General features: G+C 33.9%; 24 protein-coding genes, 2 pseudogenes and 1 other annotated feature. Of the genes and pseudogenes, 25 read left to right on the top strand and 1 reads right to left on the bottom strand.

All coding sequences use genetic code 11. From position 1 onward, the window contains the following. The first annotated feature begins 41 nt into the window (after window positions 1-41). The 11 genes from QUF99_RS28570 (at window position 42) to QUF99_RS16455 (ending at window position 10893) form a co-directional block, all read left to right on the top strand. A complete protein-coding gene (locus QUF99_RS28570) occupies window positions 42-155 on the top strand; it encodes a DUF3238 domain-containing protein (RefSeq protein ID WP_353958402.1) in 114 nt (37 codons plus the stop codon). 33 nt (window positions 156-188) lie between these two features. Beyond that, window positions 189-707, top strand: a complete 519-nt coding sequence (locus QUF99_RS16500; protein ID WP_289371363.1) for a GrpB family protein — start codon at window positions 189-191, stop codon at window positions 705-707. 147 nt (window positions 708-854) lie between these two features. After that, entirely contained in the window at window positions 855-1385 is a 531-nt protein-coding gene (locus QUF99_RS16495) for a hypothetical protein (protein WP_289371361.1), read from the top strand. A 12-nt stretch (window positions 1386-1397) separates the two neighbouring features. Then, window positions 1398-2072, top strand: a complete 675-nt coding sequence (locus QUF99_RS16490; protein WP_289371360.1) for a response regulator transcription factor — start codon at window positions 1398-1400, stop codon at window positions 2070-2072. Continuing rightward, the gene (locus QUF99_RS16485; RefSeq protein ID WP_289371359.1) at window positions 2069-3496 is read left to right on the top strand and encodes a HAMP domain-containing sensor histidine kinase; all 1428 of its coding nucleotides are present in this window, start codon (window positions 2069-2071) and stop codon (window positions 3494-3496) included. Before QUF99_RS16490 ends, QUF99_RS16485 begins: the two co-directional genes overlap by 4 nt. Before the next feature lie 153 nt (window positions 3497-3649). Continuing rightward, window positions 3650-4639, top strand: a complete 990-nt coding sequence (locus QUF99_RS16480) for a zinc-binding dehydrogenase (protein ID WP_289371357.1) — start codon at window positions 3650-3652, stop codon at window positions 4637-4639. A gap of 342 nt (window positions 4640-4981) precedes the next feature. Beyond that, window positions 4982-5581 carry an undecaprenyl-diphosphatase gene (locus QUF99_RS16475; RefSeq protein WP_289371355.1) on the top strand — a complete coding sequence of 200 codons (600 nt, stop codon included), beginning with the start codon at window positions 4982-4984 and terminating at the stop codon, window positions 5579-5581. 324 nt (window positions 5582-5905) lie between these two features. Next, window positions 5906-6163, top strand: a binding site (T-box leader). Between the two features lie 96 nt (window positions 6164-6259). Beyond that, entirely contained in the window at window positions 6260-7510 is a 1251-nt protein-coding gene (locus QUF99_RS16470; protein ID WP_289371353.1) for an MFS transporter, read from the top strand. A gap of 130 nt (window positions 7511-7640) precedes the next feature. After that, the gene (locus QUF99_RS16465) at window positions 7641-8672 is read left to right on the top strand and encodes a serine hydrolase domain-containing protein (protein WP_289371352.1); all 1032 of its coding nucleotides are present in this window, start codon (window positions 7641-7643) and stop codon (window positions 8670-8672) included. A 580-nt stretch (window positions 8673-9252) separates the two neighbouring features. Next, window positions 9253-10044, top strand: a complete 792-nt coding sequence (locus QUF99_RS16460; RefSeq protein ID WP_289371351.1) for a YrrS family protein — start codon at window positions 9253-9255, stop codon at window positions 10042-10044. A gap of 342 nt (window positions 10045-10386) precedes the next feature. Continuing rightward, window positions 10387-10893, top strand: coding sequence for a DUF3189 family protein (locus tag QUF99_RS16455; protein ID WP_289371350.1), 507 nt, complete (start codon window positions 10387-10389; stop codon window positions 10891-10893). Window positions 10894-10927: 34 nt separating this feature from the next. Here QUF99_RS16455 and QUF99_RS16450 read toward each other — a convergent pair whose 3' ends face one another. Continuing rightward, the gene (locus QUF99_RS16450) at window positions 10928-11626 is read right to left on the bottom strand and encodes a hypothetical protein (RefSeq protein ID WP_289371349.1); all 699 of its coding nucleotides are present in this window, start codon (window positions 11624-11626) and stop codon (window positions 10928-10930) included. A 583-nt stretch (window positions 11627-12209) separates the two neighbouring features. On the opposite strand from QUF99_RS16450, the gene QUF99_RS16445 reads away from it, so the two are divergent. From QUF99_RS16445 to QUF99_RS16380, 14 genes and pseudogenes are all read left to right on the top strand, one after another. Next, a complete protein-coding gene (locus QUF99_RS16445; RefSeq protein ID WP_289371348.1) occupies window positions 12210-13412 on the top strand; it encodes an MFS transporter in 1203 nt (400 codons plus the stop codon). Window positions 13413-13554: 142 nt separating this feature from the next. After that, a complete protein-coding gene (locus QUF99_RS16440) occupies window positions 13555-14463 on the top strand; it encodes a glycerophosphodiester phosphodiesterase (RefSeq protein WP_289371347.1) in 909 nt (302 codons plus the stop codon). Window positions 14464-14746: 283 nt separating this feature from the next. Further along, a pseudogene (locus tag QUF99_RS16435) lies at window positions 14747-14977 on the top strand (DUF4269 domain-containing protein); the annotation flags it as partial. Between the two features lie 16 nt (window positions 14978-14993). Next, window positions 14994-15518 (top strand): GrpB family protein, encoded by a 525-nt coding sequence (locus QUF99_RS16430; RefSeq protein ID WP_289371346.1) that lies wholly within the window; start codon window positions 14994-14996, stop codon window positions 15516-15518. A gap of 60 nt (window positions 15519-15578) precedes the next feature. Then, window positions 15579-16394 (top strand): annotated as a pseudogene (locus QUF99_RS16425) (DMT family transporter); the annotation flags it as partial. A 247-nt stretch (window positions 16395-16641) separates the two neighbouring features. Next, entirely contained in the window at window positions 16642-17100 is a 459-nt protein-coding gene (locus QUF99_RS16420) for a GNAT family N-acetyltransferase (protein WP_289371344.1), read from the top strand. A 92-nt stretch (window positions 17101-17192) separates the two neighbouring features. Further along, on the top strand, window positions 17193-17405 hold the full coding sequence (locus tag QUF99_RS16415; RefSeq protein ID WP_289371343.1) for a hypothetical protein: 213 nt from the start codon (window positions 17193-17195) through the stop codon (window positions 17403-17405). Between the two features lie 287 nt (window positions 17406-17692). After that, window positions 17693-17944, top strand: coding sequence for a heterocycloanthracin/sonorensin family bacteriocin (locus QUF99_RS16410; RefSeq protein WP_289371341.1), 252 nt, complete (start codon window positions 17693-17695; stop codon window positions 17942-17944). Window positions 17945-18145: 201 nt separating this feature from the next. Beyond that, on the top strand, window positions 18146-20092 hold the full coding sequence (locus tag QUF99_RS16405; protein WP_289371339.1) for a putative thiazole-containing bacteriocin maturation protein: 1947 nt from the start codon (window positions 18146-18148) through the stop codon (window positions 20090-20092). Further along, window positions 20089-22014 carry a TOMM precursor leader peptide-binding protein gene (locus QUF99_RS16400; RefSeq protein WP_289371338.1) on the top strand — a complete coding sequence of 642 codons (1926 nt, stop codon included), beginning with the start codon at window positions 20089-20091 and terminating at the stop codon, window positions 22012-22014. The genes QUF99_RS16405 and QUF99_RS16400 overlap by 4 nt, the downstream gene beginning before the upstream one ends. A gap of 69 nt (window positions 22015-22083) precedes the next feature. After that, entirely contained in the window at window positions 22084-23667 is a 1584-nt protein-coding gene (locus tag QUF99_RS16395; protein WP_289371337.1) for a SagB family peptide dehydrogenase, read from the top strand. A 326-nt stretch (window positions 23668-23993) separates the two neighbouring features. Beyond that, complete coding sequence (gene speD / locus QUF99_RS16390; protein ID WP_289371336.1) at window positions 23994-24815, top strand: adenosylmethionine decarboxylase; 822 nt, start codon at window positions 23994-23996, stop codon at window positions 24813-24815. A gap of 176 nt (window positions 24816-24991) precedes the next feature. After that, a complete protein-coding gene (locus QUF99_RS16385; RefSeq protein WP_289371335.1) occupies window positions 24992-25996 on the top strand; it encodes a serine hydrolase domain-containing protein in 1005 nt (334 codons plus the stop codon). 87 nt (window positions 25997-26083) lie between these two features. After that, the gene (locus tag QUF99_RS16380; protein WP_286125139.1) at window positions 26084-26227 is read left to right on the top strand and encodes a hypothetical protein; all 144 of its coding nucleotides are present in this window, start codon (window positions 26084-26086) and stop codon (window positions 26225-26227) included. Window positions 26228-26317: the final 90 nt, after the last annotated feature.

The following is a 26317-nucleotide window of genomic DNA, read 5'->3' as shown; positions in this document are numbered from 1 at the left end:
AGTAGAAAAAACGGCTCTCTTTATGTAGAAAATTGCTTAGCGTGTTGCATGCAACTAGTAACCCTTTAGATTTATATGCGCCTTCTGTTGACTACCTATTAATTGTACATGTTAACAAAGTTGGTCAAACAGATTACCTGTTAACGGTAAAATAGATATATATTTTTCAATGATAAAAGGAGAGACACATGGATAAACAAATAATTATTGAACCATATAATCCAAATTGGCATACGGAATTCATTCAAGAGAAAGAGAAATTTATGTCATTATTCAATAATGATATCGTGGCAATTGAACATATCGGAAGTACATCAGTCGAAGGTTTAGGAGCAAAACCACTTATCGACATGATGATTGGTGTAGATGACTTAAAACAAGTTGAACAATGGCTTGAACCGTTACAAAAGATAGGTTATGAACATGTATTTCATAAAAATATACCAAATCGACGCTTTTTTAGAAAAGGGAAATGGAGAGCAGGTACCCATCATTTACATGTTTATATTTATAATAGTGAAGAGTGGAATAACAACTTATTATTTCGCGATTATATAAAAACAAATGAATGGGCACAGATAAAATATAGACAATTAAAACAAGTGCTTGCCGCGAAATATCCATTTGATCGAGTGGCGTATACAAATGAAAAGGCACCTTTTATTCAACAAATCATTGCATTATCACAACAGGATTCAACCAAATAAAAAAGAGACTTTGATCACTCATTATTTCTTTTTTGTTTGAATATATAATTTCTCATCTCATTTTAATCTTTCTTTCATTCTTTTTTTCTTTTTGATTGCTACAATTTGAAATACATTGATGTTTAGAAACAGAAAGAGAGATGCAAAATGGAGAAGACGACTGGAAATCAAGTGTTCCATGTATGTATAAAGACAGTTTGGGCTTGTATAATTGCATTTAGTGTTACAATATTACTAGTGAATTTTATGGTAGGAGACCAAATTGGATTGAAAAGTCTCAATAAAGATTTAGGATCTCTTGGTGAATATGGATCAATTGCAGCGGCAACACTTTGGTTTTTACGTCATACTTGGCTATATGTGCACAAAAATAAAAGAATCGGATCAAAGTATTTGAAAGAATTGTATATGGTATTGAAAAAATATCATACGTTTATCGGATACGCTGTACTGGCAGTTACAACAACACATGGAATTTACTTTTTCATAAAAGGAAGCCATCCTATCATTCGTATTTACAGCGGTATTTTCACTTTCGTGTGCTTATTATTGTTAGCTGTTGCTGGAATTCTTTTGCAAATGTTTAAAAGTCAAAAAAAATCGGTATCCTATCGAAAAATTCATCAAATGATTGCGATTCTATTCGGATTAGGATTGATAATTCATCTGATGGTATAGGGGGAATTATTATTGCATCATATATTAATAATAGAAGATGAAGAAAGCTTAGCTGAATTTTTAGAGTTAGAATTAAAGTATGAAGGATATACAGTAGAAGTTCAATATGATGGGCGAACAGGATTAGAAGCGGCTCGTGAGAAGAACTATGATATTATACTCCTTGATTTAATGTTACCGGGACTGAATGGAATTGAAGTATGTCGTAGATTGCGTGTGACAAAGAATACACCGATCATTATGTTAACAGCTCGCGATAGTATTATGGATCGGGTTACAGGGTTAGACAGTGGCGCTGATGATTATTTACCAAAGCCGTTTGCAATTGAAGAACTACTCGCACGAATGCGTGTTATATTTAGACGGGAACAGAAAGAGGAACATCAGTCGACACTTTTGCTTACTTTTAAAAATTTACAGCTACATGTAGAATCAAGAACACTTAAAAAAGATGAGGAAATCATTGAATTAACGAACACAGAATTTGAGTTATTACTAATGTTTATGAGAAATATTAACCGAGTACTCACACGAGATATACTATTAGAGCAAGTATGGGGATACGATGCAATTGTTGAAACAAATATTGTTGATGTGTATGTTCGTTATTTACGAAATAAGTTACACGGTGTAGATAAGGAGGATTATATTCAAACCGTTAGAGGTGTTGGATATGTAATGAGATGATCAGAAAAATAGCACATCGCATTCGAAACCTTCCGATAAAATGGAAGTTAACGCTTTGGTCAACTACGTTATTATTTATATTATTCGCTTTATATAATATTTTACAGTTTGCTGTGATTAATCAATGGACAGTTAACTATGAAAAGAAACAAATAAACAGACAAGCAAAAGAAATTGTGGCATATTTTCATGATAAAAATGAAAATATTTCAAAACAAACTTTTGAAAACAGTAAAGATTTTCTTAATAATATGAATGATAAGCATCAACTCATTCGAATTTTAGATAAAGATGGAAAACCAATTGTCTCAGTTTCTCGTGATTTTAATCCAAAGTGGGCTTCTCCTAAGCATGTCACTCAACCTGAAACTGACATAAAGAGACATTTAGAAGATAGAATCTTAGTTGAACGAATGCCGATTCAAACAAAAACCTTTACAGGAACGATTGAAATTGGTCAAAATTTGGAAACGTTCGATTATTTGTTGAAAATTATCTTTGTTGTGATGATAGCGGCAGGAATTGGTGGACTTGTGCTTAGCTTTTTAGGAGGAACAATCATTGCCAAACAACTTCTATCGAGCGTACAGAATGTAACAGATACGATGAATCGAATTAAAAAAAATGGGTTAAAAGAAAGAGTTCCAATACGAGAAAATAATGATGAGCTTGCAAAACTAGGTATCCTTTTTAATGAGTTAATGGATGATGTAGAAACATCTTTTTCCCAGCAAAAGCAGTTTGTTGAAGATGCATCACATGAGCTTCGAACACCACTTACAATCATTCAAGGGCATTTATCTATGCTAAACAGATGGGGTAAGGATGATCCAGCTGTTCTACAAAAATCACTTCAATCTAGTTTGAAAGAGGTGGATAGATTGAATGAGTTAGTCTCAGAATTATTAGAGTTATCCCGGGCAGAATCTGAACAAATGAATCCACTAGCTACTGAGCCGGTTCATGTAAATACAGCGTTAAAACAAGTAATCCAAAACTTTGAAGTTCTTCAAACTGAATTTCAATTTGATATGCAACTATATGCTGAAGAGGCGTATGTTTCTATACCGGCGTCTTACTTAGAGCAAATTATTATGATCCTACTTGATAACGCAATTAAATATGCAAAAGAAAATGACAAATACATTTGTATACAAACACATATACAAAAGGAAAACATTATGATTCGCATAATAGATCATGGTGTCGGAATACCAGAATCAGATTTACCATATGTATTGAATCGTTTTTATAGAGTAGATAAAGCAAGAAGTCGTAAACAGGGAGGAAATGGACTTGGACTTTCCATCGCAAAACGGCTTGTAGAAAAATATAATGGCAACATTATGTTAGAAAGTGAAGAAAAAGAAGGTACAGCAGTTATGATATCATTTCCTTGTGTTTCACATAAAGTGAAGCTTTGATCAGTTGGGGTATTACTGCCCGCAAATAGCGGGATAAATAAAAGCGGGAGGTACAAATTGTATCTCCTGCTTTTATTTATATATTTCAACAAGACAAATTATTTTATAAATTTCGATATTTCTAGTACATTAGAATCATAAGGAGGCGATGTTATGAAAGCAATCGTACATCATGGTAAAAGGGGTATAAAAGGACTGAAATATGAAGAGGTATCGAGCAAAAGTCCTGGTTATGGTGAAGTGAAGGTGAAATTAAAAGTCGCAGGATTAAATCATCGTGACTTATTTATTATGAATAATAGAAAGGAGGAAGATCCAACTTTCATTCCTGGATCTGATGGTGCAGGCATAATAGAAGAAGTAGGTGAAGGTGTTTCAAACGTTACTATCAATTCAGAGGTCATTATAAATCCAAGTATTGACTGGGAGTTCGCACATGATCTTCCGGTGATTCCTCAAGTTTTAGGTGGTCCATCAGACGGTACATTCTCAGAATATGTAATAGTTCCAGCAAAAAATGTAGTGAAAAAGCCGTCTTATCTTTCATGGGAAGAAGCAGGTGTTTTGTCATTATCAGCTCTTACAGCTTATAGAGCTCTTTTTACGAAAGGACAGCTGAAGAAGGGCGAACATATTCTAATCCCTGGAATTGGCGGAGGCGTAGCAACTTATGCTTTATTTTTTGCGAAAGCAATCGGTGCAAAAGTAAGTGTTACATCACGAATGGAAGAGAAAAGAAAAACAGCAATAAAATACGGAGCTGATGGAGCGTTTGATAGTCATGGTAATTGGGAGGAAATTATGCAGGGAGAAAGGGCCGATATCATTCTCGATAGTATCGGTCCTGCAACGTTCATGAAGTATTTTGATATATTAAATCCGAATGGCCGTATCGTAAATTTTGGAGCAAGTTCGGGAAGTACGATTGAACTACCTTTACGTGCTCTCTTTTATCAACAAATTAGTATTCTCGGGACATCAATGGGCAGTCGTGAAGAATTTAATAAAATGATTCATTTTATGGAGCAGCATGCAATTAAACCAGTTATCGATAAAGTTTATCCGTTATCTGAAACAGCTCAAGCTTTAAATAGAATGAATCAAGGCGAACAATTTGGAAATATCGGTCTTTACATAGAATAGAAATATTATTTTTTAATAACTTTATTGCTACTAATTTGTTATGTATAACATCATGCGATAAAAAATGAAAATACCTATTGTATAACACCGCTCTTTGTTTTGAGCGGTGTTATATGTGTTTTTTGACTCAAAATAGGATAAAGAATGTAGTATAGCTGTAAAAGAAAATGAAAAACAGATGAGAAAAGTTTAAGGGACTTCTCATATTACTGTTGTATACTGTGTAAAGCGAAAGAACTTGTACTTATATTTCAAGTACAGATAAAAGGGTGTATAACGATGAAAGGATAATATTTTCATCTCATTTCACACATATGTAATGAAAATAAGGAGAGAATGAATATGAACTACACAGTATTTCAATGGATTAACGGTTTGGCAGGATCCTCTATATTTCTAGATAAGCTGATGATTACAATTACAAATAGTGCACCATATGTAGCGATTCTTTTCATGCTTATTTTATGGTTTAGTAACGCTAAAAAAGAAGTAGCTATTCGAAAACAATACACCGTTTTATACACTGTTCTTACAATTGGGGGTGCATTACTTTTAAATGTTTTGATTCATGCAGTATATTACCATGCACGACCATTTGTAACTTATCATGTTCATCAATTAGTACCACATGCAGCAGATTCATCATTTGTAAGTGATCATTCTGTACTCGTATTTTCAATCGCATTTACACTGTTATTGAGAGGCGAACGATTAAAATATATCGCGTTACTTTGGGCTGTTTTAGTCGGGATTTCACGTATTTACGTTGGTGTCCATTATCCGGCAGATATAATCGGTGGGGCGCTCCTTTCATTTATAACATGCGGTTTAGTTATGCAATGTACAAATAAATTAGAACCACTAACACGAATTGTATTTCGAATTTACGCATTGGTATCGAAACGAATTCCTTTGTTATCGAAGTATAATCATACAGCTTAGATGAATACGATGCATTATCCGCGAAGAGCCTATGATTTAACGTAGGTTCTTTTTTATAACCAGCTACACATAGCTAATTTCACATACCGTAATTATTTAAAAAATCAAAAAATATATCGATAAGTTTACATGAATTTTCATTTCAATGTAATAAAGCAAATGAGCCTAAGGTTTTACATAATTTCATGTATTTTCTATTAAAGTGGTTACTAAATATAAAATTTTCACAAAGGTGAGCGTATTTTAATTTAAAAAACTAATTTTTCTTTAAATTGCAATTAATTACATTTACAATAATAGGAATCAATGATAACATATAAAAAATCATATGCGATGAAGAGAAGAGTAGATAAAATGAATTCTTTACAGAGAGCTTCAGTAGCTGAAAAGGAGCAAGAATTCTTTATTGAACCAAGCCTCTGAGCATCACATCGGAACCTTTTAGAAGAGGATGGTGTGACGGGAGCTCCCGTTATAGAGCTAGGGTATAAGCATTCATTGTAATGCCGTACCTGATAAGGTTAATATGGTGACATATTAATAAACTAGGGTGGCACCGCGATGATAAATCTCGTCCCTAAGACTTTAAGTCTTGGGGGTGGGATTTTTTTGTTGTATAAAAAGAGAATTTAAATAAATGTGCTTAAGAATTTCGAGAATATGAAAGGGGAAAACCAAATGAAAGTAAAAAAGAGATTAGAATCTTGGAAATATCCAGCTCTTCTATTGTTCGGAATTGGTGTTGCAAATCTTGGTGCTTGGATTTATTTAATTGCGCTTAATGTAATGGTATATAACATGGGTGGATCACCTTTAGCAGTAGCCGCTCTGTATGTAATTAAACCGTTGGCTACCTTATTTACAAATATTTGGGCAGGGAGTATGATAGACCGTTTGAATAAACGGAATTTAATGGTTAATCTCGATATATGCCGGGCAATATTAATTGCTGTTTTACCATTTCTATCTTCTATTTGGTTAATCTACATGCTTGTCTTTTTCATTAGTATGGCTAGTTCTATGTATGAACCGACATCTATGACGTATATGACAAAATTAATTCCATCTGCACAAAGACAACGCTTTAACTCACTTCGTAGTTTAATTGGCTCAGGTACTTTCTTGATTGGTCCAGCTATAGCAGGGACACTATTAATAATAGGAACACCAAATTTTGCGATAAACATGAATGCTATTGCTTTGTTTTTATCAGGAATCGTAACAATGCTTATGCCTAACCTTGAAAAACAAAGTTTCACGGATATACCGAATAACAAGCTTTCTCTTGATCTATTGGAAAAAGATTGGAGGATTGTTTTTAACTTTAGTCGCCGATATGGGTATATCGCTTTAATTTATTTTTTATTTAGTGGAATGATGGTATTAGCAACAGCTATGGACTCACTTGAATTATCTTTTTCTAAAGAAGTGCTCTCTTTATCAGATAGTAAATATGGATTTCTTGTAAGTGTTGCTGGAGCTGGTATTGTTGTTGGAGCTCTTGTTAATACCATTTTCACGAAAAAATTAGCGACTTCTTTTTTAATTGGCATTGGATCTTTATTCATTTCAATAGGTTATATGATTTATGCTTTTTCAAATACCTTTTACATGGCAGCTACAGGCTTCTTTATTCTATCTTTCTCTCTTGCTTTTGCAAATACAGGTTTTTATACCTTTTACCAAAACAATATTCCTGTGGATGTGATGGGGAGAGTTGGGAGCGTATATAAATTATTCGAGGCTATTTTAACCATTATAGCAACGATTATTTTTGGAGTGGCGGCACAAATGATCTCGATTCAAATTGTTGTTATTGTAGGGGCATTGGCAATGATGCTAATAACCATTGTGTTATGTGCATTCAATTTACTACCATCGAAGGCGAAGTTTTATTCAACTGTAATAGTAGATTCACAAGAAATATAAAATTTTTATAAAACTTTATTAAATGTACGGATAGAGTCAAGAACAGTAAAAAAATAAAGGTGTTTGCATTTCGATATAGAAACGTATAAGTTATGTAATTTTCTGTAAAAACAAAACTGGGGATGATGTCATGTTAAAAACGAGAAAAGAAATTAGCAAGATTGTGAAAGAAATCAGCAGCAAGATAGAATTTTCAGGTGTAGTATTGATGAAAGACAGCAATGAAGTTGTTTTCGAATCAGCATTTGGGTACGCAAATAGAACTGAAGAACTGTTAAATAATATTCATACACGATTTGGAATCGCATCCGGTTGCAAATTATTTACAGCGATTGGAATCTGTCAGCTTGTTGAAAAAGGCATATTATCTTTTAATACTCGGCTACAAGACTGTTTGGATATCGAATTCCCAAATTTTGATGACAGCATAACGATTCATCATCTTTTAACACATAGCTCTGGAATCCCGGACTATTTTGATGAAAGCATCATGGATGATTTTGAAGACCTTTGGAAAAAAACACCGATGTATCTTTTAAAGAGTTTACAAGACTTTTTACCTTTATTTCAAAACAGTAAAATGATGTTTGCACCAGGGGGGAAATTTCATTATAACAATGCAGGTTTCATCGTATTAGGATTAATCATAGAACAGCATACAGGTCTTAGTTTTACAGATTATATAGAGTCACATGTATTTAAACCAATAGGCATGGTAAATTCGGGATACTTTTTTTTAGATAATCTTCCTCAAAATACAGCTTATGGATATATAGACAATGAAGGGAATCAAACCTGGAGAACGAATGTATATTCCATACCTATTAAAGGTGGGGCTGATGGAGGTGCATTTGTCACAGCACAAGATATGATGAAAGTTTGGGACGGGCTATTTAGCCATAAACTATTAAGTGAAGAATATACGAATATACTTTTACATCCACACATCTGTGTAAAAGATGATGATTATTACGGTTATGGAATATGGATAAGCACAAGAAATAAAGAAATCTTCAAATACCACGTTATGGGATATGATCCTGGTGTCAGTTTTTGCTCATCCGTATATCCTGCATTGGGAATTAAATTGGTTATCCCTTCAAATACAGGACTTGGTCCAAAAGACATCACGAAAGTAATAGAAGATAATCTGTTGGTATAACTATATGAAACCATGAATACTTTTGTTATGAGCATAGGTTTGTGCAATAAGCGTGAAACAACTTCATTGTAGAAAAATAAAAAAGATGTGCTGCTAAGATTGCACGTCTTTTTCTACGTTCAATAATCAAAGGAATACAACATTACAATCATTTACTAAAGAGTAGAAGTTAATTCTACTCTTTTATTTGTAATAAAACGCCAGAATCTCCCCTCATTCCTCTAATCGTTTCCGTCCCCCAAAATATATATATTGGAAATAAAAACTAGACTATGGCCCATTTTTACACGCATCTCAGCTAATTCCCTTAAAAATATACAAATTAATTATTGAAATTCTAAATATTAAAATGTAACATAGAAAAGTATGCCTATTAATACAAGTATTTTAGACAAATAAAATATTTCTAAAATATAGATTTATCTAGGAAATGAAGGAGGGTAATAAAGACCGTACATATGTGAAGTGTTTCCGAGTAGAACCCTAAGTCCTAATTTTTATATTATTTAATTCAGAAGTTAGAGTTTATAGAAAAGATATATACAGGTTCAATGTAAAAATCCACATGGAGGTTTTAAGAATGGAAAAAGAAAATAGATTTCAAGAAAAACAACAAATGCGTCGTCAACGCAGTATAGTCAATATTGGATTTAGTTTTGTATTATTGACAGTTAGTATGATATCATATCAGCTATTTTTTACTTCTAATACAAAAGGAAAAGAGAGTTCTCAAGAAATAAAGGTGTCTCAATTAGCATCTAAAGATAAAAAAACGACAAAATCGGAAGGAAATCATAACGAAAAGACTGACGGAACAAAATTAGAAGAGCAGAAAAATAAAAAAACAGAGACAACAGGGTTAGAAGAGCAAAAAAAACAAGAGACTGAAGCGGCAAAGATACAAGAACAAAAGATACAAGAACAAAAGATACAAGAACAAAAGATACAAGAACAAAAGATACAAGAACAAAAGAAACAAGAGACTGACGGAACAAAATTAGAAGAGCAGGAGAACAAATCAGAAGTAGTAAAAACAAACAATAATGAAAATAAAAAGGAAGAAAATACGGAAGATACAGGAAAGAATACTCAAACGAATCCTTCATGGAAGCCAATTGGTACAGAACAAGGTGCAAAGCCTGAAATGAAATTTAAAGAAGGAACAACAGATTGGAGTGAGATGAAAAAAGCAATTTCCTATGCGGTGGATGTTCCTGAAAGCCAACTAATTTATGATTTTATTGGGAATAATGGGACTAATAAAGCCTACGGTAATGTACGGGATAAGCAAAATAATAAAAAGTATACAGTACATATTGATTGGGTAGAAAATAAGGGCTGGAAACCGGTATCTGTTCAAGCGGCAAAATAAATAAGAGACAGTTAAATTTTATCCTCTTTCAATATAATAGGATTAATTTATCATTATCCAGTTAAAAATAATTTGTGTCAATATCACTATCAGATTGATGGGAAATCATTTCTCATCAACAAGAAAAACGCTATTTTTTGTTGAATTATACAAAAGAATGGCGTTTTTTTGTTTGACTCTTCTTTTATCATCAGGAAAACATATCTAATTTTGTATGCATTGTATATAAAGAAATGAATATATATTACTATTACCAACATTTAATTGGAAGTTACTTTGATTAGTAAACAATGAAATGGTGATACTAATAAACATTGAACAAAAAAGACAAGGGATGATACGATGATTTATATATACACGGATTTTGGCGGAACACATACGACTTCATTAGCGGCAGCATACCATTTAAACAAACTACCGACCGATCGAAAATTAACAAAAGAAGAAATATTAAATGTGGACTATTTCAATAAACTCAAAACTTCTGATATGGGGAAAATTATTTTTCATGGACGAGACGAGGGAGGAAATCCAGTATACACAGTAGGGCACGGGGCATCAAAAGTAGTCGTACCAGCTATGAAAAACTTAGGAGAAATCCTTCAACATCAGTATCAAAGAAATGAAAAAATCATTTTTTCAAATACGTCCCCAACAGTTCCGCTCCCTATGACACTTGGTGGTTTATTTTCAAGAAGGTTACATATTGATTTTATTGGTGTACCGTTATTAGTATTCGGAGCAAAGCTTTGCTGTGATAATATAAAACGACTGGTTGATTATACAAAAGAGGCTGCTAATATGACAAATGATTATGTTGTTATATTAGACAATGAAACCTTTAAATAAAAAATGCAGGATAGCAATGTATCCTGCATTTTTTCTATAGCATTTCAACTTTTTTTCGAATGACAATTTTATCAATATCTTCTTCTTCATCCCCGATAAATAAACCGCGTTCTTTCAAATACATCTCAAAGTACAAATCAGCTTCTGCACGTTCATCATAAGGTTTCACTGACAACACAAAACCTAATTTATTTTGTTCTTCTAAATGAGAAGTAGAGATATAAGCCGGGATATTATGACGTAAAAAGAGTTCTTTCACCGGAATAATCATATCTTTCATCAATTTCGATAACATACTCATTTCAAAATCAAAGTTAAAACGGTCAATGCTAGATAAATCCGCGAAGACAACACCGATAAAACCCGTATTAAAAACTTCTTGATATTCTGTATCATGATCATGGTAGAAATTCTTTTCAATTAAGTAATTTTTAAAATAAGCAACGCCATCTGCTTGTTCAAATGGTTTTGTTGAGAGGACAAACCCGATTTTCTTCTGTTTATGTAAATACACACATGACATATGTGCGGCTATATTATGTTCTGAGAATAAGGAACTTGTAGCGCCAGAAAGGCCATCTAATACATGGTGGACAATTTGTAGCTTTTTACGAGCGAAATAATAAGATTTCTTTTGCAGTTCCAATGTATCAATAAACACAGAACCGATAAAGCCTGTATTTGAAATTGTAGGTGTATGCTTTTTTCTTCCTCTGCGTTTGTTTTGAGCCATTGTAAAACCATCCTTTCAAATACCAATCAAAAATAATAAAAGAACATTTGTTCGTATATTTATATTTTACTACGCAATAGCCCTAAAGTAAAGGATTTATCTCGAAAAAACAATAAAAAAGACACCTTTTATAAGGTGTCTTCAAGAAGATAGGGAAGAGAAATCAACCCGATTTATTAATAATTTATATTAAGAAACAGAGCCAAGTTCTTCTGCATCTTCTACATCTAAATGACAGTCCATTGTACGTACATCTTGATCTTCATGACTTCCGAAATAAATAGTAATTTTCATATGTATCGCTCCTTTATTCTAGGAATACCTAAAATAATTACTAGTAATGTTATTGCTTATTATATACCACTTTTCTCATTACGACAATCTTATCGGGATTATAAGATTATTTTGTTAATATTAAGAATATTTGTTATGATTATTTTAATTATTTTTAAGGAGGAATTAACATGTCAAAAACGCTAAAAACATTCCCAAACAAAGGAAGAGGAGTGAATAGCAACTAAGCTAGCATAACACTCCTGCTTCCGAGTACGAAAAATACGAACGATGGAAAGTAGGAGAACGTTTGAAAAAACATACGATTGCATCTCATAATATTTCTATTTTATTTTGGGTGCATTTTTTTGGAACAATTAGTTTCTTACAGGCAGTTATGACATTATTTTATGTGGAAAGAGGATTAACTACCTCAAATATTTTCATTGTATTAATGTGCTGGAGTGGAGCCGTTCTGATTGGAGAAGTACCGGCAGGCGTTTTTGCCGATCGGTATGGGGTGAAAATCTCATTTTTAACAGGTGCTTTCATAAAGATCGCAAGCATTTCTGTTTTATTCTTCGCAGACAATATATGGATTTTTTGTTTATATAGCCTACTAAATGGCTTATCAGTTACATTTTTCTCTGGTGCTGATGAAGCTTTAATTTATGAATCATTAAAAGAAACTGGCGAACATCATCTTATGGATAAAGCGATGGGGAAAATCCAATCAGCAGGCTTTATTTCTATGTTAATTGCTGTTATTATCGGCTCTTATTTAGCTAAAGACTTAAAGGAAGAACAATTTACATTATTAATTTCATTAGGACTTCTTTTTCACTTAGTGGAATTAATTTTGCTCCTGTTCATAAAGAATCCCTCAGCAGTCTTTGCATATAGCGAAGCGTCTTATTCACAAGTGATAGAAGGGATACAAGTAATCCGAAAAGCACCGCAATTACTTGTTATGTTTTTAAATGTATCACTTGTATTTATTCCAGCGAGTGCAGTTTTTAATAACTATGACCAACTACTCTTAAAAAATGCGGGGATGCCTGTATTTGCAATTGGTATCTTGTATGCGTTGGCAGCAATAGGTGGTTATTTTGCATCAATTTCTATAGGATGGTTAACGAAAAAATTCTCTCGCATATTACTGATGAACATTTCTGGAGCCTTGGCTGTCGGCGGTTTATTATTATCAGCATGTTTTGGAGACACATTATGGATTGTTTTAGGCGCGTTTATCATATTGCGATTCGTAGGCGCTATAAGATATCCAATTTATTCACAACTCAGTAATGATATTATTCCGTCGCATGTACGTGCAACGACGATTTCATTATTATCTGTTGTAGATTCCGTTTTAGATTTAATTGTTTTTGGTACGCTATCCTTGGTCGCTGGCTATGGGCTATCTTTTATGTTTATCGGCTGTGCCGTGGTTGCAGTGGTAGGTGCATGTTTACCAATTAAGGGAGTAAGTGAAGTACAGAAGCGAATAAACTAATAGAACATATAGAATGCAGTCTATACTAATTTTGTAGACTGCATTGTTTTGTTATAAATTCTTAATGATATGTTTATATGCGCTTAAATTCTACCTTATAATCTATAAGTAATAGAGAGTTAGATTAGGAGCTTAAAAAAGTATGAAAAAATTATTTATCGTTACAACTATATGTATTTTTATAGGAATAAGCATTACCATATTTCAGCAAACAATAGAAACGAAGTATACAAAAGCTAGTAATCAGGCGGAAAACATTATAACAATCGCTCATAGAGGAGCATCTGCTTATGCTCCAGAACATACGATTACTGCTTACGAACTTGGTCAACAGCTAAAAGGGGATTATATCGAAATTGACCTTCAAATGACAAAAGATGGACAGTTGATTGCCATGCATGATGAAACGTTAAATCGAACGACAAATGGATATGGTCCCATCAAAGACTATACATTAGAAGAAATAAAAAAGCTTGATGCTGGAATTTCTTTTAATAAAAAGTATCCAAACTTAGCAAAGGATGAGTTTAAGAATACTAAGGTACCGACACTTGAAGAAGTGATTCAAACATTTGGACTGAATGCTCGTTATTATATTGAAACGAAATCACCGGAAGAGTATCCTGGAATGGAAGAAAAGCTGTTAGAAATACTCAATCACTATCAGCTAACAGATCCTACGGTTGTAAAAGGAAAAGTTATCATCCAGTCATTTAGTAAGGAAAGCTTAAAAAAGATTCATAGTCTTAATTCAAACATTCCACTTATACAGCTGTTAGCTTATCAAAACAAAGCGTCTGTAACACATTCAGAATTAGAAGAATATAAATCCTACTGTATTGGTCTTGGTATGAACTATAAATATATTGACGCAGCATATGTTCAAAAAGTACGTGAACAGGGACTAGTGATTCATCCATTTACAGTTGATAAAAAAGAAGATATGAAAAGGTTGATTGATTGGGGTGTGACAGGTATGTTTACAAATTACCCGGATCGATTGCAAGATGTGATTTCAAACCTTTCACCTACTGTCGCCAATGAAAGGTAAAGTATAATGAAATGATAGACTTATATTCGTTACATGGTTATCGAGCCTTCATTTAAACGCTAACACATTTTGAAGTGGGAACTTGTAAAAAAAAAATTGGTTGGCCTAGCCTCTTTTTTTTATGAACTATGTTCGTAGGTTGCATATCCAAAGTTTTTGGCTCTATGGTGGCTCTGTAACAGTTCTGATTTAGAAGGGATGTTAAAAAAGCAAATGATTTGAAGAGAATCTCTATTGAACAATAAATAGAGATTCTTCTTTATTTGTAAAGGTGGGGAATACAATGTTTACATCTTTATCGTATTTACAATCTGTAAGTACGAAACAGCGGATAGTGTTTGAAATAATTCACAAACTTGAAATTATGAATGATTTAGAGTCCTATAATCCAGTACTCTGTGGAACGATTCCAATAGAGGTAGATACCACTAGTTTTGATTTAGATATTGTGATGGAAGTTCATGATTTTGATGCTTTTGAAAGGACAATACAGTCTTTATATGGTCGTTATGAAAGGAGGAATTATAATTATGACTGATCAAACAAGAGTTACAGAAATAATTCCGTATAACCCTGAATGGAAAAAGGAATTTAAAAAAATTAAAAAGATGATACATGGTTATATAGGTGATTTAATTTTAAAAGTAGAGCATGTTGGAAGTACTTCTGTTGAAGGCTTAGCAGCAAAACCGATTATTGATCTTGATGTAGTTATAGATAGTTATGATATTTTCCCTCATATAATAGAACGGTTAGCTAAAGAAGGCTATCAACATCAAGGGAATTTGGGTGTTGAAGGACGTGAAGCATTTCAAAGAATTTATGTAGATGGTTTCATGAAGTATCATCTTTATGTTTGTCCGAAAGATGGTAAAGGCTATTTAGAGCATATTGCTTTACGTGATTATCTATCTGCTAATGAAACTGCGCGTAAAGAATATGAGGAATTGAAATATCGATTGGCTGAAATGTATCGTTTTGATATAGAAAATTATTGTGATGCGAAAACAGAATTTGTGAGAAGGATTTTGAATAAAACGATTTACAGTGAATAAGGTGCATTTGGTGTAACTGGTAATGCTCCATATGAAATTTATTATACTGATTTCGCATCTGGTACAAAGGTGAAATCTCCTGAACATCTTACTCTATTACGGATGCTGTTAGCCTCATTGGCTCTACTCATTTTTGCGTTCATAAGTGGTATGCGTACACCAGAACTAAGTGATATACCAGCAATCTTGCTGCTAGGAGGTTTAGGTTTTACTGTTTATCATATCGCCTTAAATTATGGAGAGAAAAGTGTTAATGCAGGATCAGCAAGCCTTATTGTATCAATCACTCCTATCTTTACTGCAATTCTTGCTTTTATATTTTTTCAGGAACGATTGAAACTATGGGGATGGATAGGAGGGAGTGTTAGTTTTATAGGGATCGTATTCATATCACTAGGTACTGGAGACACACTACAATTCAATTATGGCGTGCTATTTATACTCCTTGCAGCATTTTCAGAAAGTATATTCTTTGTTTTTCAAAAGTCATATTTAAAAAAATATGGATTTCTTACTTTTACAGCATATACATTATGGGCAGGCACTCTATTTATGTTAGTCTTTCTTCCTGGACTTGGTCAGGAAATGACAGCAGCTCCACTTGAAGTAACTCTAAGTGTTGTATATTTAGGTCTATTTCCAACTGTACTTCCGTATATAGCTTTAGCATACATAACATCTCATGTAGGAGCATCTGAAGCAACAAGTTCACTTTATTTAACACCAGCATTTGCATTCGTCATTGCCTGGATCTGGCTTGGTGAGGTACCAACTTTGCTATCTATAACAGGCGGAGTGATTACAATAATTGGTGTTATACTTACGAATATAAAAATAGGTAAAAAACAAAATGAAATTATAAGAACAAATATGTAATGAGCCGTTACTCCTATCTACTATAAAACACTCACAAACGTGTAAACTGGAAAATCGGCTTTGTTTCCCTAGTAAACTTGATAAAGTTATACAAAAAAGAGTAGGGGATTCCATACTCTTTTTTGCATGGAAGTTAATCTGAAATAAGTTTAAAAATTAAAGGAAATTCCTATACGCTGCTGAATATAAAAAAGAGGTAAATGGGATGTTTTATATTAAACTTTCATTCGATAAGGAGTAAAGCATGATGAACATACAATTAAAAATTGTTACTAGAGAAAATTGGGAAGAAGCCCTGAAATTAAAAGTATCAGAAAAACAAAATAGATTCGTTCCAACAGTAGCTACATCACTTGCGAAAGTATATATAAAGCCAGATGGTGACAATGTTGAGTATATTCCGTTTGCTATTTATGACAAAGACAAAATGGTTGGATTCATTATGCACGCTTTTGAAAAAGGTACTTCGAATATGTACTGGATTAACGGATTTATAATCGATGAAAGATATCAAGGCAAAGGATATGGAAAGGCCGCTTTAGCGGAAATGATTCATTGGATTACAAATAAGTTTTCTCAGTGCAAAGAAGTTCGCTTAACAGTTCATAAAGAAAACAAAACGGCTAGAACATTATATGAAAACTGTGGTTTTACGGATCTTGGTCAAGTATATGATGATGAACAGGTATTTCAGTTATTTGTTTAATGATTATTGAAAAACAAGTGAGGAATCAAATTATGTTATCCACTAGTAAATGACTATTTTGGCCAAATGTAATAACTTTGGAGAGTATCCACTTGGAAATAAATGAACATCAACTATATACAAAATTCATCGAAGTAGCACATGTCTTCAATAAAGAGTTACAAATCGTACCAGTGTTATATGGTTCACTCGGCCTACAAGTCATATTTAACAAAAAAGAGATTTCTACTCATATAGAAGTCTCTTTTTTGTTAAATAATCAGGCTGGTATAAATAAGATTGCAAATAGAATTGGAGAGTTATGATTTATATGTTTTTTCAGTTTACATAAATGGCTTGTGAAATTATATATTCATTTAAAATAGGCATCCGAACAAGGTACATCACCTAAAGAAAGGTCATATTTTGTTGTTGTACGCATCGGAATTGGTTTATAGTTCTATTTCTTATAAGTTGTTATTTGCTATTGTTATCAAGCTCTTACGGACAGTGGAATTTAGAGAATGTTTGGAATAACTGTTCGTTAGAGACCGGTTAGTTCAACTAACCATCAGTCAATGGAAATTTCACTTTATATACGGAGGTTATAAAAATGAATGAATTTCAACAAGAATTACAATCCTTAAACCTGAATGATTATCAATCTGGGAATGTCGTGTATTGGGATCACCAAAACATCTCCCCATACTATGCCATGGAAGATGATGCACGTCGTTGCGGTGGATGCGGTCGATGTGGTGGATGTGGTGGTTTTGGCCGTTGCGGCGGATTTGGCCGTTGCGGCGGATGTGGTGGATGTGGTGGATGTTTCAGTTGTTTCAGTTGCTTCTGGTGGTTCATTTAATTCCCTTTTATGGAGTTGATCGCTTATTCGCAAAAGAAAAGTGTTCCTACGTGATTTTGATTGTAGAAACACTTTTCTTTTCTTATTATAAAAAACTTTCTTCCTTGCCGTTAGACATAAGAAAAAAACAGAAGGCATACAATCGTTATGATGGAAGTTATTATACCTATTTAAGTAAATGAAGGGGTAAGGAGGAGTAACATGCCAAGCTTAAACACTTCTACACGTTTGAAAATGAAAAAAGATACTTTTTTTCTACCTGATCAAAAAGGAAATGTGTATTTTCGAAATAACACAAGCTCGTTTCAAATGGAAGGGAAATCTATTAATCAATGGATTGAAAAGTTGTTTCCTATGTTCAATGGCGAATATACGTTAGGGCATTTGACAGATGGGTTACCTGATCCATATAAAAGACGAGTCTATGAAATAGCAGAAATACTATATCAAAATGAGTTTGCAGTAGATATAAGTCAAGATCGTCCACATGAATTATCAAAAGCAATTCTTCAAAAATTTGCTTCTCAAATTGAATTTTTAGATAGCTTCGGTCATTCTGGTGCGTATCATTTTCAATCCTATCGTCAATGCAAAGTGCTAGCTATAGGATCAGATTCTTTTTTTCTTTCCCTCGTTTCTACGTTACTTGAATCCGGATTACCTCAGTTTCATATGATGATTACGAATACAGAAGCCACCAATAAAAAACGAATACATGAATTTATTAACCATGCACAACAAACAGATGCAGAAGTATCCGTTGAAGAAATTTTTTATCAAAAAGAAAATATAGCTCTTCTAAAAAAGGCTATACAACCATTTGACGCAATTGTGTATGTTTCTCAAAAAGAAGATATAGAGGAACTCAAAATTTTTCATAAAATTTGTAAAGAAGAAAAAAAGATGTTCCTTCCTGCTATAAGCATACAAGGAATCGGATTAACTGGACCACTCGTACATCCAGACAGTGATGCTTGTTGGGAATCAGCTTGGCGTCGCATACACAAATCCGTATTTCCTGAAAATCTCCTAGAACATACACCTTCTTCTACAGCTGAAGCTATGCTAGCAAATGTAGCCGTGTTTGAATTATTCAAAAAGGTTACAGGAGTTACGAAACCCACAGACACAAATCAATTTTTCTTGCTCAATTTAGAAACGTTAGAAGGAAACTGGCATTCTTTTTTGCCTCATCCTTTAGTAAGAGGAAATATAAATATCGAATGGTTGCAAGACATCAGCGCAAAAAACGAACAAAGTTCTAATAAAAGTGAATCGAATCCACCTATTCTTAACTTACATCATTTAATTTCCAAGGAAGCTGGAATTTTTCATGTTTGGGAAGAAGGAGACTTAAAACAACTTCCTTTAGCACAGTGTCGTATGCAAGCAGTTGATCCCTTATCAGATGGACCAACTGAATTGTTACCGAGCATGATAAGTATGGGTTTAACACATATGGAGGCGCGATATGAAGCTGGCTTATCTGGAATCGAATCCTACGTATCACGAATGGCTGACTTACTCTTTTCACAGATTCCAGAACGAGAGAATATTTCAGAACACTTTATAGGAATTGGTGTAGGTACAACGATGACAGAAAGTATTTGCCGGGGATTACAAAAGTGTTTACATGAAGAATTTAGTAAGAATCAGATGAACAAACAAATCCCTGTTTCTCAAATACAGTTAGATAGCATAGAAGATGAACATTGCCTTTTTTATTTACAATCTCTTGCTACGATGCAAGAAACACCAATAATTGGCGTGGGAAAAACAATATTAGGTTTTCCTGTAATGTGGGTAGGTACGAATAATCACTGGTATGGAAGTGTAGATTTAAATATCACTTTCGCATTACGAAGAGCTTTACAACAAGCACTTTCAGACGTGCAAAATCAAGTTGATTCTTCTGCATCACAAGCAAGAGAAATTTCGTCAGTTGTATTACAAGAAAAAGAGCCACTACATGTAATCATTCCGTCTAGTGCAAGCATTACAGAATTAGAGGTTTTACAATCCGCCGAACAACTCTTAATAGAAAATAGACAACAGCTTGTAGTATTAGAGATACAATTAGAAGAGGTCTGGAAAGAAAATTCAACAGACATAGTAGGTGTATTGATAAGAAAGGAGGAATCCAGTTGAGTGCTGTTGTAATTGTGGGCGAGGGATTATTGGCAGATTACGTGTATAAAGAACTATCCTCACAATATAAAGTCAATCAATATACCGATTTTGAAAAACTAATACCAAAAGAAACAGATTTAGTTCTCGTATTACATGACAATTGGAATCCTTCTATTCATAAACAAGCAGAAACCATTCGGATTCCTTGGTTACGAGCTTTTGTTTCATTTGGAGAAGCTATTATCGGTCCTTTTGTACGTCCAGGTATACCAGGGTGTTCTCAATGTGCAGATACTCGGCGTATATTAGCAGGAAATGATTCAAAAGAAATGTGGAACATACAACAAATCCTAGCATACAAACAAGAAATGCAACGTGACATTTCGGCATCGAATAACGGTTTATTACAGCTGATGCATCATCTTGTAAAAGAAGTGCATTGTATCATGCAAGGTGATAGCAGCCTGTTAGAAGAACATATGCTTTTCGTTAACCTAAAAACATTAAAAAGTTCTTATCATTTCTTCCTTCCTCATCCGCTTTGTCCTGTTTGTAGCTCATTACCAAACGATTCCTCAGCACTAGCTGAAATTTCATTGCAACCAAGTAAGAAGCTTCATATGAACACTTTTCGCTGTCGTTCCATGTCTGAACTGAGTACAGTGTTAGTCAAAGATTACTTAGATCATCAAACTGGTTTTTTAAATGATAAGGCATATGATATGACACCACCTTTTGCGGATGTAAGTGTAAATCTTCCATTTATCTTTGGAGATGAAGGAACAGCAGGACGAACCCATTCTTATGAGGAAAGTGAGTTAACTGCTATTTTAGAAGGGCTAGAGAGATACTGTGGTCTCGAACCTCAGGGAAAACAAACTGTTATTCATGACACCTTTTATAACTTAGCTGATCAAGCACTTAATCCTCTTGACGTAGGTATACACGCCAAAGAAAAATATATGCAGCCTAATTTCCCATTCAAATTATTTCACCCAAATCGTCCAATGAACTGGGTTTGGGGCTATTCATTTTTACAAGAGCAACCGATTTTGGTTCCGGAACGTCTTGCTTATTACAGCTTAAATAGTGAAGGGTTTGTTTATGAAACCTCTAATGGTTGTGCACTAGGTGGCAGCTTAGAAGAAGCCATTTTTCACGGCATGCTAGAAGTAATTGAACGGGATTCATTTTTGTTAACCTGGTATGCACAACTTCCTCTACCGCATCTTGATCTTTCTTCTATTCACGACGAAGAATTACAATTAATGATTCATCGTGTGAAAGCAGTAGCAGGTTATGATTTACACATTTTCAACTCAACGATGGAGCATGGAATTCCAAGCGTTTGGGTTATAGCGAAAAATAGAAAAGAACACGGTATGAACCTTCTTTGTGCTTCAGGAGCTCATCTAGATCCAATTCGTGCGATTAAGAGTGCTGTGTATGAATTGGCGGGAATGATGTTAACACTTGATCCGAAATTTGAGAAACACAAAGAGAAATATAAGAAAATGCTCTCCGATCCGTACTTAGTAAAACAAATGGATGATCATTCGATGTTATACGGTTTACAGGAAGCAGAGGAGCGTTTCCAGTTTTTATTGGATGATACACGTCCACTTCGAAAGTTTAATGAAGAATTTAAAGAACGAGTCAAACATGCGGACTTAACCGATGACTTAAAAGATATGCTTGAAGTACTTCACAGACGAAATCTTGACGTCATTGTTGTCAATCAAACAACGCCAGAAATCGCTCGTAATGGATTACACTGTGTGAAAGTGCTAATTCCAGGGATGCTACCAATGACATTTGGATACCAACTTACTCGTTTAACGGGATTAAAAAGAGTCTTGAAAGTGCCCATGGAGCTTGGGTATACAAAACAGCCATTATCATTTGATGATCTTAACCCACATCCACATCCATTTCCATAAAAATCCTCCAGCAGTAGGAGCTTATTCTCACTGATGGGGCTGTATAAATGGTAACGAAGGGGGAGCAGGATGAGTTTAGATACATTTTTGCATAATTTACATTTCAATACAGAGAAAGTTACACCACCGAATTGGGAAGCTGATTGGGACGACAAGCCCCTTTCTTATAAATTGTATCGTGGTTTACCTACCATTCCGTTATGCCCAGAAATACCATTAACACTTGAAAATTTAGAAGCATCCCAAAAGCCAGATCTTCGCGAGATCGGTCATTTTCTTTGGTACGTATTTGGTCTTACTCAATGTTGTCAATTAACCACGTCCTCCGATTTTATTGAACAAGAAATAGCTTTCATGCAGTCGTATCGGCGATTTGCTCCTTCGGGCGGAGGTTTATATCCCAATGAATTATATATGTATTTAAAGATAGATCATTTACCTACCGGAGTATATCACTATGATGTAGCACATCACCGTTTAGTGTTACTTAGAGAAGGGAATTTTGATTCGTATCTAGATTGTTCTCTTGGCGATCGCTGTGATACATCCGTTTGTTTCGGTCTGGTTTTTGTATCAACAATGTTTTGGAAAAATTTCTTTAAATACAATAATTTTTCTTACCGCCTGCAAGGATTAGATGCAGGCGTGTTAATCGGACAATTACAAGAAGTAGCAAGGCGATTTGATTTCACATCAGGCGTATATTTCCAATTCCTTGACCGGGCTATTAATCACTTACTTGGTTTATCTGCACAAGAGGAAAGTACGTATGCAGTTATCCCGCTATCAGTAAAACCCACAACAACATGGTTTCATAATGGGGATGATGTAATGAATAAGGATATCTCTGCTATTGAATTATGCCAAGAGTTACCAGTGCTTCATCATAACCATTATGTTCGATCACGAAAAATCACAGAATATCCGATGCTCATTCAAATGAATGAAGCATCTCTACTTGAATCAACGCAATCGTTTCAAAAAATGAAAAGAAAACAGAACATGAATCGTGATGGTCAGGCGATAGTTCTAGCCAAGGGTGAGAAAGTGTCATACGATTTCGCAGCAGCGTGCCGAAAACGATATTCACCAGAAATGGATTTTGTTAACGAAAAGATTAATCGAAAACAAGTAACGAACTTACTACATGAGACAATAGCTTCTTTTGCCTATCAAAGTGATCTAGATGAAACGCATAAAGAACTTGCAGATTGTGTTTCCTTAAATGTCTGTTTGTCTGGTGTTGAAGGTATCCCAGATGGAGCTTATTCTTATGACAGCGCAAATCATATGCTACGGCAAATATCTCTTGGAGATCATCGACTCTCGCTGCAAAATGGGATGACAATGCACAATGTAAATCTGTTCCAAGTGCCGATTTGTCTCCATGTGTTAGGGGATAAGGATCATCTCAAAACAACACTTGGGTATAGAGGATATCGCATTCAACAGATGGCGGCAGGGATACTTGTACAAAAGTTATTATTGGTAGCTTCTAGCATGGGACTAGGAGGACACCCGCTTCTTGGATTCGATACAAACTTGTGTGATGAAATCTACAGGGCAGATTCACAAGGGAAAACAAGTCTCATCCAAATTCCAATCGGTTTCTATCGACCACGCTCTTGGTTGAAAGGAAGTTTACACAGTTAGAAATATGAATAGATCAGGTATATAAAAAGAACTTGGATCCAATTGAATCCAAGTTCTTTTTATATACAACAAAATCTCAATTATGCTCCATATTACAATAACAAACACTGTTTATGGGATAAAAACAAAAAAAAAAGAATTTCATTTACCGTATTTTTACAAAAATATTAAAAATAAAAAAAACAATAACACACATGCAATGTTTTAAACACATATCTCAATATCGTTAAAAAGAACCATGCATTAAAAAATTGTAGTATGGAACCATATTTTATATGGTATTTATAAATAATCAATGAATATTACAGTATAAGGGGAAATCAATCATGAAACTAACACCAGAGCAGCGTATTCAATTGCATGGATTTAATAATCTCACAAAATCATTAAGCTTTAATATGTATGACATTTGTTACACAAAAACAAAAGAAGAACGGGAAGCGTATATAGAATACATAGATGAACAATACAACGCAGACAGATTAACAAAGATTTTACAAAATGTATCTGACATTATAGGCGCGCATGTATTAAACATCGCCAAACAGGATTATATTCCACAAGGGGCAAGCGTAACTATATTGGTTTCAGAAGGTCCAATCGTAGAAGTTCCAACCGAATCATTCACTGAATCACCTGGACCACTTCCTGATTCAGTTGTCATGCAGCTAGATAAAAGTCATATTACGGTCCATACGTATCCGGAATTTCATCCAAATGAGGGTATCAGTACTTTTAGAGCGGATATTGATGTATCTACATGTGGGGAAATCTCACCTCTTAAAGCGCTAAATTACCTTATTCATTCATTTGATACAGATATTATGACAATTGATTACCGTGTTCGTGGATTTACAAGAGATATAACAGGGCATAAACTATTTATCGACCACGAGATAAATTCTATCCAAAATTACATTCCAGAAAACGTAAAAAGTTTGTATGACATGATTGATGTCAATGTATATCAAGAACATATTTTTCATACAAAATGTAAACTAAAAGAATTTGATTTAAACAACTATCTATTTGGTTATACAAAAGAAAAATTAACCGCAAAAGAACAAGAAGAAATTACAAGGAAATTAACAACGGAAACGGATGAAATATTTTATGGGAAAAACATGAATTCTGGTCTAATAGAATGATTTAAGTGAATCTGGGATTTTGTCTTAATTTATCTAAACAAACGAAGAGCTTAATTTCTTGAAACAAAAGAAATTAAGCTCTTTTTCATTTCAAATAGGTTATACGAAGGGGTTTTAAGTTTTTTGTCGAATTTAGGATTCGATACATGTAATTTGATAATGAAAGGAATTGAAAAATGGATAAATACGCGGAATTAATTTCATGGGTTGAAGATATAAAAGAACGGAATCATAGCTCTGCCGCAGCACTATTTATTCTGAAAGATAATGAAGTTGTACTAGAACACTATAGTGGAAATCATTCTAATACGATCGATAGCTCTCCAATCACAGCATCTTCACAGTTTCATGTCGCTTCTGCAAGAAAAAGCTATTTAGGGCTCACAATCGCCAATGCACTTTATGAAGGTAAAATAAAGTGCATTGATGATTATGCAGCGGACTACTTCGAAGATTATGATAAAGACATACTCGGTAAAACAACCATAAGACATTTAGTAACACATTCACATGGTTTAAACACGAAAGAGAATGGAACAATGTATCGAGAATTCGAACCTGGACAAGGATGGGCATACAGAGGCATCAATGTATTAATGATGACAAAGCTCATAAATAAGCTATATAACAAAAGCTTTCCAGAGTTACTAAAGGAACGAGTCTTTATACCTGCGGGATTTAAGGAAACTGCTTGGCAAACAAAAGAAAATGAGAATTTAGTTAAAGTAGTTATGAATCCACATGAAAAAGCAATTTCTCATGTAGGGAAAGATGATGACGGAACAGAAACGAACCTTTTTGTCTCTGCAAGAGAATTTGCTTATTGGGGTAATCTACATTTGAATAAAGGATATATCAATGGAAAACAAATCGTACCGAAAGAAGTCATTGAAATTGCAACACAAGTTCATTGTCCTCATTATAAAAATACAGATTTACCACAAAATGGATTATTTTGGTTTGTTCAGAATACACCAGCATTACAAAGTGAAATAGGTGAAAGAGTTCCAAAAGGATCTTATCAAATATTAGGTGTGACAGGGCCGACAATTTTAGTTATTCCTGAATATAATGTCGTTGTCGCAAAGATGTATAACAAAAGATATAACTATGGAGGAGACAACTATCTTCAATATTTAAGAGACTTTAGCAATTTAGTGGCTGATACATTTGCTCAATAAACCCTTCGTTCATACAAACTGTTACCATAAGTAAAAGTACCTAAATTAGGGCATAACTACTTTTGAAAAGAAAAGGAGTGAATTCTGATGAAAAAACAACCTAATAACAATAAAAAACAAAACTTGAAAGACATGAGCACAGAACAAAATGCAATCTACAGTGATCCGAAAGATGCTGCGAATATGCAAACTGTGCCGCAGCCAAAAGACTACGATGAAATTGAATATTAATCTGTTTTTATTCTCCATAAGACTTTTTAAGGACAGAAAAATACATCTGAAGTCCCATCTAAATAATCACATTGTTTGATATGATATGTA

Source organism: Bacillus sp. DX4.1 (genome assembly GCF_030348195.1).
GTDB lineage: Bacteria > Bacillota > Bacilli > Bacillales > Bacillaceae_G > Bacillus_A.
Note: the sequence above shows the minus strand (reverse complement) of the source record. Positions and strands in the feature narration are given on the sequence as shown.

What these genes read in the sequence shown, in the direction of transcription:
- QUF99_RS16500 (WP_289371363.1), top strand. Translation starts at nt 189, where the DNA reads ATGGATAAACAAATAATTATTGAACCATATAATCCAAATTGGCATACG.
- QUF99_RS16495 (WP_289371361.1), top strand. Translation starts at nt 855, where the DNA reads ATGGAGAAGACGACTGGAAATCAAGTGTTCCATGTATGTATAAAGACA.
- QUF99_RS16485 (WP_289371359.1), top strand. Translation starts at nt 2,069, where the DNA reads ATGATCAGAAAAATAGCACATCGCATTCGAAACCTTCCGATAAAATGG.
- QUF99_RS16480 (WP_289371357.1), top strand. Translation starts at nt 3,650, where the DNA reads ATGAAAGCAATCGTACATCATGGTAAAAGGGGTATAAAAGGACTGAAA.
- QUF99_RS16475 (WP_289371355.1), top strand. Translation starts at nt 4,982, where the DNA reads ATGAACTACACAGTATTTCAATGGATTAACGGTTTGGCAGGATCCTCT.
- QUF99_RS16470 (WP_289371353.1), top strand. Translation starts at nt 6,260, where the DNA reads ATGAAAGTAAAAAAGAGATTAGAATCTTGGAAATATCCAGCTCTTCTA.
- QUF99_RS16465 (WP_289371352.1), top strand. Translation starts at nt 7,641, where the DNA reads ATGTTAAAAACGAGAAAAGAAATTAGCAAGATTGTGAAAGAAATCAGC.
- QUF99_RS16460 (WP_289371351.1), top strand. Translation starts at nt 9,253, where the DNA reads ATGGAAAAAGAAAATAGATTTCAAGAAAAACAACAAATGCGTCGTCAA.
- QUF99_RS16455 (WP_289371350.1), top strand. Translation starts at nt 10,387, where the DNA reads ATGATTTATATATACACGGATTTTGGCGGAACACATACGACTTCATTA.
- QUF99_RS16450 (WP_289371349.1), bottom strand. Translation starts at nt 11,626, where the DNA reads ATGGCTCAAAACAAACGCAGAGGAAGAAAAAAGCATACACCTACAATT.
- QUF99_RS16440 (WP_289371347.1), top strand. Translation starts at nt 13,555, where the DNA reads ATGAAAAAATTATTTATCGTTACAACTATATGTATTTTTATAGGAATA.
- QUF99_RS16430 (WP_289371346.1), top strand. Translation starts at nt 14,994, where the DNA reads ATGACTGATCAAACAAGAGTTACAGAAATAATTCCGTATAACCCTGAA.
- QUF99_RS16420 (WP_289371344.1), top strand. Translation starts at nt 16,642, where the DNA reads ATGAACATACAATTAAAAATTGTTACTAGAGAAAATTGGGAAGAAGCC.
- QUF99_RS16410 (WP_289371341.1), top strand. Translation starts at nt 17,693, where the DNA reads ATGAATGAATTTCAACAAGAATTACAATCCTTAAACCTGAATGATTAT.
- QUF99_RS16405 (WP_289371339.1), top strand. Translation starts at nt 18,146, where the DNA reads ATGCCAAGCTTAAACACTTCTACACGTTTGAAAATGAAAAAAGATACT.
- QUF99_RS16395 (WP_289371337.1), top strand. Translation starts at nt 22,084, where the DNA reads ATGAGTTTAGATACATTTTTGCATAATTTACATTTCAATACAGAGAAA.
- speD (WP_289371336.1), top strand. Translation starts at nt 23,994, where the DNA reads ATGAAACTAACACCAGAGCAGCGTATTCAATTGCATGGATTTAATAAT.
- QUF99_RS16385 (WP_289371335.1), top strand. Translation starts at nt 24,992, where the DNA reads ATGGATAAATACGCGGAATTAATTTCATGGGTTGAAGATATAAAAGAA.
- QUF99_RS16380 (WP_286125139.1), top strand. Translation starts at nt 26,084, where the DNA reads ATGAAAAAACAACCTAATAACAATAAAAAACAAAACTTGAAAGACATG.